Raw genomic sequence first — 11,996 nt, 5'->3', positions numbered from 1 at the left:
TGAGCGAACCACCCAGCGACCAGCCAATGGCCAACAACGCCACACCGCCCAGGCCCAGCTGCCAGCCCGTCCTCACGACGGAGTCCATGCGCTGCGACACCTGCTTGCCGTAAATGCTGGCCGCGGCCAGCACCAAAGCGGCGATCACCACAAAGCCTTCGCCCAGCAGCGTGAAGTCCAGGTCCAGCGTGCCGCGCCCCAGGTTGACGACCATCACGCCCGCAAAGCCCACCAGGCAGCCCCACAGCTTGGCGTGGCTGAGGCGGTCGTTGTGATAGACCCAGTGCGCCAGCAGCACGCTGAAAAACGTGCCGGTGGCGTTCATGATGGAGCCCTTGACGCCCGTGGTGTGTGCCAGGCCTACGTAGAAGAACACGTACTGCAGCGTGGTCTGTGCCAGCCCCAGCGCTATCAGCTGCCGCCCTGCTGCGAAGCCCAAGCCCCAGATGGCCTTGCGCATGACCACGGCCCAGGCCAGCAAGATCAGCCCGGCGCCCAGAAACCGCCAGCCTGCGAATACGAGCTGCGTAGGAATGTCATTGCGGGCGATGCCGAACCAGGCGTACCCGGTCTTGATGGCGGGGTACGAGCTGCCCCAGAGCAGGCAGCACAGCAGCGCCAGCGCCACCACGACCTTACGGTCGGAAAAGCGAGAAGATCCCATGCGAAGCGGTCTTTCAAGGACAACAGCCCTTGCAGGCAAGGGCTGTTGGAGGGGAAACACAAGGGGCTGTAGCCCCGCAAATTTCAAGTCACCGGTGCCGGGTTGAACAGCACCAGCGCGTTGTGCAGTTGCCACTGCTCCGCCCAGGTCTTTTTGCGACCGCTGGCCACGTCGAGCAGCAGGTGGAACATCTCCCATCCCAGCTGTTCGATAGTGGCCTCGCCATCGGCGATCTTGCCGGCATTGATGTCCATCAGGTCGTGCCAGCGGCGGGCCAGGTCGCTGCGCGTGGCCACCTTGACCACCGGGCATTCGGCCAGGCCGTAGGGCGTGCCGCGGCCGGTGGTGAACACGTGCAGGTTCATACCGGCGGCCAGCTGCAGCGTGCCGCAGATGAAGTCGCTGGCAGGCGTGGCTGCGTAGACCAGGCCACGCTGGTCCCGGCGCAGCTTCTCGCCGGGGGCCAGCACGTGCGCAATCGGTGCGGTGCCGCTCTTGATAATGGAGCCCATGGCCTTCTCGGCGATATTGGACAGACCGCCCGCCTTGTTGCCCGGCGTGGTGTTGGCCGCGCGGTCCACACGGCCCCGGTCGAGGTACTGGTCGTACCAGCCCAGCTCTCGCACGATAGCGTCAGCCACCTGGGGCGTGGCCGCGCGGCTGGTGAGCTGCTCCACCGCGTCGCGCACCTCGGTGTTCTCGCTGAACATCACGGTGGCACCGGCGCGCACCAGCAGGTCGGCGCAAAAGCCCACGGCGGGGTTGGCGGTGACGCCCGAAAACGCATCGCTTCCGCCGCACTGCACGCCCAGCACCAGCTCGCTGGCGGGGATGGTCTCGCGGCGGCGGGCGTTCAGGCGGTCCAGGTGCGGGCGCGCGCTTTGCACGATGTGGTCGAGCATGGACATGAAGCCCACATGCTCGTCGGCCTGCAGGCACACCGTCTCGGGGCCCAGCGCCGCGTCGCGCTCGTCGGTGATGGGGAAGCTGCCCGGGGGCAACAGCCGGTCGGGCTGCAGCTTTTCGCAGCCCAGGCTGACCACCATGACCTCGCCCCCAAAGTTGGGGTTGAGGCTGATGTTGCGCAGCGTGCGGATGGGGATATTGGCGTCGGGCGCATCAATCGCCACGCCGCAGCCGTAGGTGTGCTCCAGGCCGATCACATCGTCCACATGGGGAAACAAAGGCAGCAGCTCGGCCTTGATGCGGCGGACGGCCTGCGCCACCACACCGGCCACACACTGCACGGTGGTGGTGATGGCCAGGATGTTGCGCGTGCCCACCGAGCCATCGGCGTTGCGATAGCCTTCGAAGGTGTAGCCCGTCAGGGGTTCAAGCACCGGGGGCTTCACGGTGGCCATCGGCAAGCCCTCCAGCGCACGGGCCGAGGGCATCTGCAGCAGGCGCTCGTGCACCCAGCTGCCAGCGGGGATGTTCTTGAGCGCGTAACCGATGGGCACGTTGTAGCGGCGCACGACGTCGCCTTCAGGGATGTCCGCCAGCGCCACCTTGTGGCCCTGGGGCACCTTGTCGCGCAGCGCGATGCCAGCGCCAGGCACGCCTGGCGGCAGCACGGTACCGACAGGCAGACCACCGTCGTTGGCGACGATGGCGACGTTGTCTTCCGCATGCATGCGGATAGTGAGGGCTTCTCGCATCGGGTCTGTCACCTCTTTAACTTCTTGCTGGCGCGGCACAGCTTGCACAAAAACTCGCGCCATGCCACTCCCTGGTCATCGCAGGCGCCACGCACATGGCACTGCATCCATCATCACACCCGGTGGACAAGCTGACAGGGGGCCGGCTTGCGACCAGCCCCCCGCGCTTCACCCACCCCCCTTGAGAACCAGGTCAGGCAGCCACATGGAGAATTGCGGCACATAGGTCACCAGCATCAGCGCGACGATCAGGGCGCTGTAGAAGGGCCAGATGGTTTTCATCACCTCGCCCACGGAGATGCCGCCGATGGTGCAGCCGATGAACTGCGTAGTGCCTACGGGCGGCGTGTTCAGGCCGAGCGCGCAGTTGATCAGGATCACGATGCCGAACTGCTCGGTGCTCATGCCGAACTGCTGGCAGATGGGCAGAAATATCGGCGTGCAGATCAGAATGGTGGCCGCCATGTCCAGGAAGGTTCCCAGGATGAACAGGATGATGTTCACGCTCAGGAAGATGACCCAGGGCGAGGTGCTCATGGACTTGAGTGCCTCGCCGGTGAGCTCGGCCACCCCGTACAGGCCGATCAGGTAGCCGAACATCGACGAGATGCCGATCAGCAGCAGCACGGTGCCCGTGGTCTTGACGGCCTTGGAGGCGGCCTTGAGGAACTGCTCGCGTGTGAGTTTCTTGTAGACGAAAACCGAGAGCAACAGCGCCCACAGCACCGCGACGGAGGCCGACTCAGTGGCCGTGAAGGCCCCCGACAGAATGCCCGCGATGATGATGACCACCACGGCCAGGCCGGGGACGGAGGCGCGGAACGAGATCCACACGATCTCCCAGCCGGGGAAGGTGCCGGCGGGGTAGCCACGCTTGACGGCCACCAGGTACGCGGCCGCCAGGTTGCAGACCGTGAGCAGCAGCGCAGGCACGATGCCGGCGAGGATCAGCGCGGCGATGCTCACCTTGCCGCCAGCGGCCAGCGTGAAGATGATGAGGTTATGCGAGGTGGGCATGAGCGCGCCCACCAGCGAGGCATGGGTGGTCACGTTCACCGCGTAGTCGGCGTGGTAGCCCTCTTTCTTCATCTGCGGAATGAGCACCGCACCCATGGCCGAAACGTCGGCCACCGGCGAGCCCGAGACACCGCCGAACAGCGTGCAGGCGAGCACGTTGCTCATGCCCAGACCGCCGCGCACATGACCCGCCACGCTCTTGGCGAAGGTGACGATGCGGTCGGCGATGCCTCCATACATCATGATCTCGCCGGCAAAGATGAAGAACGGAATGGCCAGGAACGAGAACGGGTTCATGCCCGAAATCATTTGCTGGAAGCCCACGGCGAGTGGCAAGCCTTCGTACAGGATGGTGGCCAGCGAGGACAGGCCGATCGAGAAGGCCACGGGCACGCCCAGCAGCAGCAACAGCGTGAAGCTCACGCACAGGATGGTCAACGCCATGATGGTGATGGAATTTTTATGAAGACGTTTTAGGGGCGGGCTTAGAGGCTGGGAATTCCTTGGCCGTGCCCGAAAGGCGCGCCACAACGCTCCGGATCTAGGCGCAAAGCGCAGCCATAGCCAGTGCTATGGCGAGCATTTGCAACGACGAGCCGGGGTGTTTTGGCGTGCAAGGCGGGCATGGACAAGGGATTCCCAGTCTCTTTAGTGCCAGGCAGGCTCTACTTCCGTGCCACGCAGGATGGCGATGATGTGTTCCAGCGAGAACATGGCCACCAGCACGCCGGCCATGGCGGGTGGCACGTACTTGAAGGCTTCGGAGATACCGAGCGTGGGGATCTTGTAGGGCGCCACCGATTCGGCCAGCACGCCGCAGTTCCAGGCCATGATGATGCCGAACAGCAGCACCAGCGCGTGGATCAGCAACTCGAGCTTGGTGCGCAGCCAATCGGGCGCCAGCACCAGAAATGATTCGAGACCGATGTGTCCTGCATCGCGCACCCCTACCGCCATGCCGAGCATGGTCACGTAAAGCACGAGCAGCACCGCGCCGCTCTCGGCCCAGGTGGGCGTGTCGTTGAACACATAGCGGCCGATGACCTGGTAGAGCACCGCGCAAACCAGCAGGACGAGTCCCCCTACCCCGAGTTGAAGACAGGTGCGCGCAATGAAAGCGCAGAGTCGCGTGTACATAGTGGACATTCAATAACAACTGGAAGTGGGCAGGCGGCGGGCTGCTCTCCGTGCCGCCTGCCCTGGAGACTCTGGCTTTTTCTTACTGCACGGCGTCGATGCGCTTGACCATGTCCTGCAGCTTGGGGTCCTTGAGGAACTTGTCGTACACCGGCTTCATGGCGGTCTTGAAGGCGACCTTGTCGATCTCCACGATCTGCGCGCCGCCGGCCTTCACGGTGGCCAGGGACTTCTCTTCGCGCTCGTCCCAGATCTTGCGCATGAAGCCCACCGACTCCTTGGCGGCGGCGCGGATGGCCTTCTGGTCATCGGCGCTCAGGGTGTCCCATACGCGCTTGGAAAACAGCAGGATCTCGGGCGCCATGGAGTGCTCGGTCTTGTTGAAGTACTTGGCGACTTCGAAGTGGCGCGAGCTCTCGTAGCTGGGGTAGTTGTTTTCGGCAGCGTCCACCAGGCCGGTCTTCAGCGCGGTGTAGACCTCGCCGAAGGGCATGGGGGTGGCGTTGGCGCCCATGGCTTCGAGCAGGGACACCCACAGGTCGCTCTGCTGCACGCGCACCTTCAGGCCCTTGACGTCGGCCAGGGTCTTGACCGGCTTCTTCACGGTGTAGATCGAACGCGCACCGCTGTCGTAGAAGGCCAGGCCCACGAAGCCCTGCGATTCGCAGTCCTTGAGGATCTCGTCGCCAATCGCCCCGTCCAGCACCTTGCGCATGTGTTCCTTGTCGCGGAACAGGAAGGGCATGGTGGGCACCATGGTGGCGGGGCAGATGTTGTTCATGGGCGCGACGTTCACGCGCGTCATGGCGATAGCACCCAGCTTGGTTTGCTCGATGGTGTCCTTCTCGATGCCCAGTGACCCCTTGGCATAGACCTTGATGCTGTGCTTGCCGCCGGTGGCCTTGGACAGCGTCTCGCCCATGTGGCGCACGGCCAGCACGGTGGGATAGTCCTCGGGGTGGATGTCGGACGAGCGGAATTCGGTGGCCTGCGCGGCCAGGCTGCCGAGCAAGATGCCAGCGGCGAAGGCCACGCGGCCAAAGAGGTGTGGAACTTTCATGGTGCTTTGTCTCCGGGGTTGAATCGGTTGGGGTGCCGCGCTCAGGCGGGCTGGTACGGGGCCTCTGCGAGCCCTTGGGCGCCCGGGCGGGTCACGAAGACCGCGCCGCCGTGGGCCACATCGTTGCCCTGCGGCTGGCCGGGGCGAATGGAGGTGATGAACAGCAGGTCCATGTCAGGCCCGCCAAAACTGCACATCGAGGGCTTGCTGACTGGCACGTCCAGCGAGCGGTCCAGCACGCCCGATGGCGTGAAGCGATGCACCATGCCAGCGTCGTTGGCGCAGATCCAGTAGCAGCCACCGGTGTCAATGGCGGCACCGTCGGGCCGGCCGGGCAGCTCGCGCATGTCCACGAACAGACGGCGCGGGCCCAGGCTGCCATCAGCGTGCAGGTCCAGCGACCAGATCTTTTGGACGCTGGGGTGGCTGTCGCTGAGGTACATGGTGGCGCCATCGGGGCTGAACGCCAGGCCGTTCTGAGTGACCAGGCCTTCGATCAGCGGCGCCGAGAGGCCGCGTGCGTCCTGCCGGTACAGGCCGCCCGCTGGCTGCGCCAGCGACATGTCGCGAACCATGGTGCCGGCCCAAAAGCGTCCCTGCCGGTCACAACGGCCGTCATTGAAGCGCATATCTGGTTGCGGGTGTTGCACGGCAGAGACGAGGGTGCAGTCCAGGGCGCCATCGTCGGCGGGTTGCAAATGGAAGATGCCAGAGTCCATGCCCGCCACCAGCCCGCCACAGGCATGCAACGCAATGCAGGCCAGTCGCTCGGGGGTTGCCCAGCTGCTCAGTTGCCGGTCGGCCCAGCGCAGGCGGCGCAGTGCGCGGCCTTCAATGTCCGCCCAGTACAGCGCCTGCTCTGCAGGACTCCACAAGGGGCTTTCGCCCACCTGGTCATGGTGCTGGGGCAGCAAGAGCTCCATGGCGTCGTTCACTCAAAAGGTCCCGTACGCACAAACGGCCCGCCCTGGTAAATCACGGCAGGGTCGGTCAGGTCGGGCTGGGGGTCGGCGGCTTCCACCTGTGTGCGGAAGGGCTCGGAGCTGTCCTGTGGGCGGAAACCGATGTGGCGCGCCAGCGTGTTGTCCCACCAGGTGGTGGTGTTGTCGCCCATGCCGTAGATGATGCTGTGGCCCACCACGGGCGCCGTGAGGCTGGCCACCACCAGGCGCTCCAGGTCGTCGTAGCTCATCCAGGTGGCCAGCATGCGGCGGTTGCGTGGCGCGGGGAACGACGACCCGATGCGCAGGCACACGGTCTCGATGCCGTAGCGGTCAAAGTAGAAGCGCGAAAGGTCTTCGCCAAACGCCTTGGACAGGCCATACAGGCCATCGGGCCGCGCGGGGTCGCGCAGGCCCACCACTTCGTCCTGGCGGTAAAAGCCGGTCACGTGGTTGGAGCTGGCAAACACCACGCGCTTGACGCCCTGCTTGCGGACGGCCTCATAGAGGTTGTACGCCCCCACGATGTTGGCCTGCAGGATGGGGTCCCAGGGCTGCTCGGTGGACACGCCACCCAGGTGCACCACTGCATCCACCCCATCCAGCAGAGGCAGCATGGCACTGGCGTTCTCCAGGCGCGCGGGGCGCAGCTCTTCGCCGGGCGCCTTGCTGCCCAGGTCGGCGATGTCGGACAGGCGTAAGGTGGTGCAATACGCCTTGAGGCGCGTGCGCAGTTCGCGCCCCAGCCCCCCGGCGGCCCCGGTCAGTAACAAGCGTTGAAAACGGATCGGTGTCGGGTGACAGGGCATGGCTTTTGCGGAGGTTCTTGGTACAGTGGCGTTACAAGTGGTTGAACGTCATCAGTTGTCATACAACGAAGAGGCAATGTACTCCTTTCAACCCGGCCAACACATAGGGATAACACCGAGACATGAGCACCGACATCGCCCCACGCCGCAAGCCCCGCACACTGGCCCTGGAGCTGGTGGACTCGCTGGGCGACCGCATCCGCGACGGCCGCCTGGCGCTGGGCGACAAGCTGCCCACCGAGGCAGCCATCATGGCCGAGTTCAACGTCAGCCGCACGGTGGTGCGCGAGGCCATTTCCAAGCTGCAGGCGTCGGGGCTGGTGGAGACACGGCACGGCATCGGCACCTTTGTGCTGGGCCTGGGGCAGGCCCCAGGCTTCAAGATCACGCCCGACCAGTTCAGCACCCTGCGCGATGTGATTGCGGTGCTGGAACTGCGCATTGGCGTAGAAACCGAAGCCGCCGCCCTGGCAGCGCAGCGCCGCACGCCCGCCAACCTCAAGACCATGCGCGAGGCGCTGGACACCGTGGCTGCGGCCGTGGACGCCGGGCGCGACGCCGTGGCGGCAGATTTCCAGTTCCACCTGGAGATCGCTCGCGCCACACAGAACAGCCACTTTGCGGAGCTGATGGGCACGCTGGGCAGCATGATCATTCCGCGCGCACGGCTGGATTCGGTCGATGCCCCCAACGACGAGCGACGGCAGTACCTGCGCCGCGTCAATGGCGAGCACGAGAGCATCTATGACGCCATCGTGGGCCAGGACCCGGACGCAGCCCGCGCAGCCATGCGCACCCACCTGGCCAACAGCCGCGAGCGCCGCCGCCGCGCGCAGACCGAAGCCCGTTGAGACAACCATAGCCTCATAGTCCAGCGCAACCTCACCCCTCCGCCTTATGGGCTAAGCACCGGTTCCAGCCACCCCGCAGCCCGGAGCACAACCCCGTCGGGCAGGCGGCACCAGTTGTCCTATCAGTAGTTTCCCGCAGCACAGGATATGGATTTATGTTGTACGATGACTTACAACATAATGACGCCATTGTGCAGTCATTCACACAGGGGCCCCGCACCCGTGTGGAGTCTTGCCAACCCGCCCTCCGGAACCCTGCCCATGTCCCCTCAAGAACTCAAAAGTGTGCTGCAAGCCGGCCTGCTGTCGTTTCCGCTGACCGACTTCGACAGCCAGTTGCGCTTTGCTCCCAAACCCTATGCCCAGCGGCTGGAATGGTTGCAGCCGTACGGCGCATCGGCGCTCTTTGCCGCAGGCGGAACCGGGGAGTTCTTCTCGCTCGCCCCGCGCGAGTTCAGTGAGGTGGTGAAGGTCGCGCTGGACACCTGTCGTGGCCGCACACCCATCATTGCCGGAGCGGGTGGAGGCACCAGCCTGGCCATCGAGTACGCGCAAGAGGCCGAACGCCTGGGCGCCCAGGGCATCCTGCTGCTGCCCCACTACCTGACCGAAGCCAGCCAGGACGGACTGGTGGCGCACGTCGAGGCCGTGTGCCGGAGCGTGAAGATCGGCGTCATCGTCTACAACCGGGGCGCCTGCCGCCTCACGCCCACCAGCCTGCGCACGCTGGCCGAGCGCTGCTCCAACCTGGTCGGGTTCAAGGACGGCATTGGCGACATCGAAGCGTTTGTATCGATCCGCCAGACGCTGGGCGACCGCTTTGCCTACCTGGGTGGCCTGCCCACGGCGGAGGTGTTTGCCGGCGCCTACAAGGCCATGGGCTGCCCTGTGTACTCCTCGGCGGTCTTCAACTTCATCCCCAAGACCGCCATGGCGTTCTACAACGCCCACGCCGCAGGCGACACCGCCACCTGCGACCAGTTGATCCGCGACTTCTTCCTGCCCTACATCGCGCTGCGCAACCAGGGCCAGGGATACGCTGTCTCCATCGTCAAGGCGGGCGCCACGCTGGCGGGCCACAGTGCGGGCCCGGTGCGCCCGCCCTTGTCGGACCTCAACGCCTCGCAAGTCGAGCAACTGCGTGCCCTGATGGCACCCCTGGGGGCGCAATGACCATGGCGGCCGCATCCACTCCCCGCATCACCGGTGTGCGCGTGGTCCCCGTGGCGGGGCGCGACAGCATGCTGATGAACCTCTCGGGCGCGCACGCTCCGTTCTTCACCCGTAACCTGCTCATACTGACCGACAGCGCCGGGCGCACCGGTGTGGCCGAGGTGCCGGGTGGCGAGTCCATCCGACAGACGCTGGAAGACGCGCGCGCACTCATCGACAACGCCCGCGTGGGCGACTGGCAGCGCGTGCTCAACGCCGTGCGCACCACCTTTGCCGGGCGCGATGCAGGCGGGCGCGGTCTGCAGACCTTTGACCTGCGCACCACCATCCATGCGGTGACCGCCGTGGAGACCGCGTTTCTCGACCTGCTCGGCCAGCACCTGGAAGTGCCCGTGTGCGCCTTGCTGGGCGAAGGCCAGCAACGCACGAGCGTGCCCATGCTGGGCTACCTGTTTTTTGTGGGCGACCGGCGCAAGACCACCCTGCCCTACGACACCGCCCCCGACGCCGAGGATGCCTGGCTGCACCTGCGCCACGAGGAGGCCATGACGCCCGGGGCGGTGGTGGCGCTGGCCGAAGCCGCCCAGGCGCGCTATGGGTTCCAGGACTTCAAACTCAAGGGCGGCGTGCTGCCCGGCGAGGCTGAGGTCGAAGCCATCCGTGCGCTGAAAGCCCGCTTTCCGCAAGCGCGCATCACGCTGGACCCGAACGGCGGCTGGCTGCTGGACGACGCCGTGCGCCTGCTGCGCGACCTGCATGGCACCCTGGCCTATGCCGAAGACCCTTGCGGCGCCGAAGGCGGGCTCTCGGGCCGCGAGGTGATGGCGGAGTTTCGCCGCGCCACGGGACTGCCCACGGCCACCAACATGGTCGCCACGGACTGGCGGCAAATGGTGCATTCGCTGTCGCTGCAGGCGGTGGACATCCCCCTGGCAGACCCACACTTCTGGACGATGCAGGGCGCCGTGCGCGTGGCGCAGACCTGCCGCGACTTTGGCCTGACCTGGGGTTCGCACTCCAACAACCATTTCGACGTATCGCTGGCGATGTTCACCCACGCAGCGGCTGCTGCCCCCGGGCGCATCACCGCCATCGACACGCACTGGATCTGGCAGGACGGCCAGGGCCTGACCCAACAGCCTCTGCAGATCGTCGGTGGCGAGGTGACCGTGCCCACGGCGCCGGGCCTGGGCGTGAAGCTGGACATGGACGCCGTCGAAGCGGCTCACCAGCTGTACCAACAACACGGACTGGGCGCACGCGACGACAGCATCGCCATGCAGTACCTCATACCCGGCTGGGCCTTTGACCCCAAGCGGCCTGCGCTGGTTCGCTGATGGACGTGTCATCGGACCTTGCCCAAAGTGCTTCCGGCACCTTTCACCCACTGACCTGAACGAGCGAGCGAGCAACTCACCATGCATGCAAACCTGATTGGCGGCGCCTGGACCGACGGCGTCCGCACTTACCAAAACACCAACCCCTCTGACACCCGTGATGTGATCGGCGACTACGCCGTGGCCAGCCGTGAGCAGGCACTGGAGGCGGTTGCCGCCGCGCACGCGGCTTTCCCGGCCTGGAGCGTGTCCACGCCCCAGCAGCGCTTTGACATCCTGGACGCGGTGGGCAACGAGATCATCGCCCGCAAGGCCGAGCTGGGCGACCTGCTGGCCCGCGAAGAAGGCAAGACCCTGCCCGAAGCGATTGGCGAAGTGGGCCGCGCCGCCGCCATCTTCAAGTTCTTTGCCGGCGAGGCGCTGCGCCCCGGTGGCGAGATGATCCCGTCCGTGCGCCCTGGCGTGGGCATTGAGATCACACGCGAGCCGCTGGGCACCATCGGCATCATCACGCCGTGGAACTTCCCCATCGCCATCCCGGCCTGGAAGATCGCGCCCGCATTGGCCTACGGCAACACGGTGGTGTTCAAGCCCGCCGAGGTGGTGCCCGGCTCCGCCTGGGCGCTGGCAGACATCCTGCACCGCGCAGGGCTGCCTGCCGGTGTGTTCAACCTGGTCATGGGCCGGGGCTCGGATGTGGGCGCCGTGCTGCTGGAAGACGAGCGCATTGCGGGCGTGAGCTTTACCGGCTCCGTCGGCACGGGCCAGCGCGTGGCAGCGGCCTGCGTGCCACGTGGCGCCAAGGTGCAGCTGGAGATGGGCGGCAAGAACCCGTTTGTGGTGCTGGACGACGCGGACCTGAACGTGGCCGTGGGCGCGGCCATCAACAGCGGCTTCTTCTCCACCGGCCAGCGCTGCACCGCCAGCAGCCGCGTGATCGTGACCGAAGGCATCCACGACCGCTTCGTGGCCGCCATGGTCGAGAAGATGAAGACCCTGAAGGTGGATGACGCCCGCAAGACCGGCACCGACATCGGCCCCGTGGTGGACGACCGCCAGCTCGCACAAGACCTGGAATACATCGGCATCGGCCAGCAGGAAGGCGCCAAGCTGGCCTTTGGCGGCGAAGCACTGGAGAAGAACGCCGACGGCGCCCCAGGCTACTACCTGCGCCCCGCCCTGTTCACAGAGACCACGCCCGGCATGCGCATCAACCGCGAAGAAATCTTCGGCCCCGTGGTGAGCGTGTTGCGCGCCAAAAACTACGAAGAGGCGCTGGCCCTGGCCAATGACACGCCCTTCGGCCTGGCCAGCGGCATTGCCACCACCAGCCTCAAGCACGCCACGCA

Annotated in this window: 11 protein-coding genes; 4 read left to right on the top strand and 7 right to left on the bottom strand. The window is 65.9% G+C overall.

Annotation, left to right across the window (positions count from 1 at the left end; translation table 11 throughout):
• The 7 genes from ISS20_RS19790 to ISS20_RS19760 all read right to left on the bottom strand — a co-directional run.
• Positions 1-664 (bottom strand): DMT family transporter (locus ISS20_RS19790; RefSeq protein ID WP_291438813.1); only part of this gene is annotated, 664 nt, incomplete at its 3' end.
• Between the two features lie 83 nt (positions 665-747).
• On the bottom strand, positions 748-2,334 hold the full coding sequence (garD, locus tag ISS20_RS19785; RefSeq protein WP_291438812.1) for a galactarate dehydratase: 1,587 nt from the start codon (positions 2,332-2,334) through the stop codon (positions 748-750).
• Between the two features lie 156 nt (positions 2,335-2,490).
• Positions 2,491-3,783: a TRAP transporter large permease gene (locus tag ISS20_RS19780; RefSeq protein WP_291438811.1), complete on the bottom strand. Its 1,293-nt coding sequence runs from the start codon at positions 3,781-3,783 to the stop codon at positions 2,491-2,493.
• Between the two features lie 204 nt (positions 3,784-3,987).
• A complete protein-coding gene (locus ISS20_RS19775) occupies positions 3,988-4,476 on the bottom strand; it encodes a TRAP transporter small permease (RefSeq protein WP_291438809.1) in 489 nt (162 codons plus the stop codon).
• A gap of 82 nt (positions 4,477-4,558) precedes the next feature.
• Positions 4,559-5,536, bottom strand: coding sequence for a TRAP transporter substrate-binding protein (locus ISS20_RS19770; RefSeq protein ID WP_291438807.1), 978 nt, complete (start codon positions 5,534-5,536; stop codon positions 4,559-4,561).
• A 41-nt stretch (positions 5,537-5,577) separates the two neighbouring features.
• A complete protein-coding gene (locus tag ISS20_RS19765) occupies positions 5,578-6,459 on the bottom strand; it encodes an SMP-30/gluconolactonase/LRE family protein (RefSeq protein WP_291438805.1) in 882 nt (293 codons plus the stop codon).
• An 8-nt stretch (positions 6,460-6,467) separates the two neighbouring features.
• On the bottom strand, positions 6,468-7,286 hold the full coding sequence (locus tag ISS20_RS19760; RefSeq protein ID WP_291438803.1) for an NAD(P)-dependent oxidoreductase: 819 nt from the start codon (positions 7,284-7,286) through the stop codon (positions 6,468-6,470).
• A gap of 122 nt (positions 7,287-7,408) precedes the next feature.
• Between ISS20_RS19760 and ISS20_RS19755 the strand changes: the two genes are divergently transcribed.
• The 4 genes from ISS20_RS19755 to ISS20_RS19740 form a co-directional block, all read left to right on the top strand.
• Entirely contained in the window at positions 7,409-8,137 is a 729-nt protein-coding gene (locus ISS20_RS19755; protein WP_291438802.1) for a FadR/GntR family transcriptional regulator, read from the top strand.
• A 261-nt stretch (positions 8,138-8,398) separates the two neighbouring features.
• Complete coding sequence (gene kdgD / locus ISS20_RS19750; protein WP_291438800.1) at positions 8,399-9,310, top strand: 5-dehydro-4-deoxyglucarate dehydratase; 912 nt, start codon at positions 8,399-8,401, stop codon at positions 9,308-9,310.
• A 2-nt stretch (positions 9,311-9,312) separates the two neighbouring features.
• Positions 9,313-10,647, top strand: a complete 1,335-nt coding sequence (locus ISS20_RS19745) for an enolase C-terminal domain-like protein (RefSeq protein WP_291438798.1) — start codon at positions 9,313-9,315, stop codon at positions 10,645-10,647.
• An 81-nt stretch (positions 10,648-10,728) separates the two neighbouring features.
• Positions 10,729-11,996 (top strand): aldehyde dehydrogenase family protein (locus ISS20_RS19740; protein WP_291438797.1); only part of this gene is annotated, 1,268 nt, incomplete at its 3' end.

This window comes from Acidovorax sp. (assembly GCF_016783915.1).
Classification (GTDB): domain Bacteria; phylum Pseudomonadota; class Gammaproteobacteria; order Burkholderiales; family Burkholderiaceae_C; genus Acidovorax.
The sequence above is the reverse complement of the archived record's forward strand: the minus strand, read 5'-3'. Positions and strand labels throughout refer to the sequence as shown.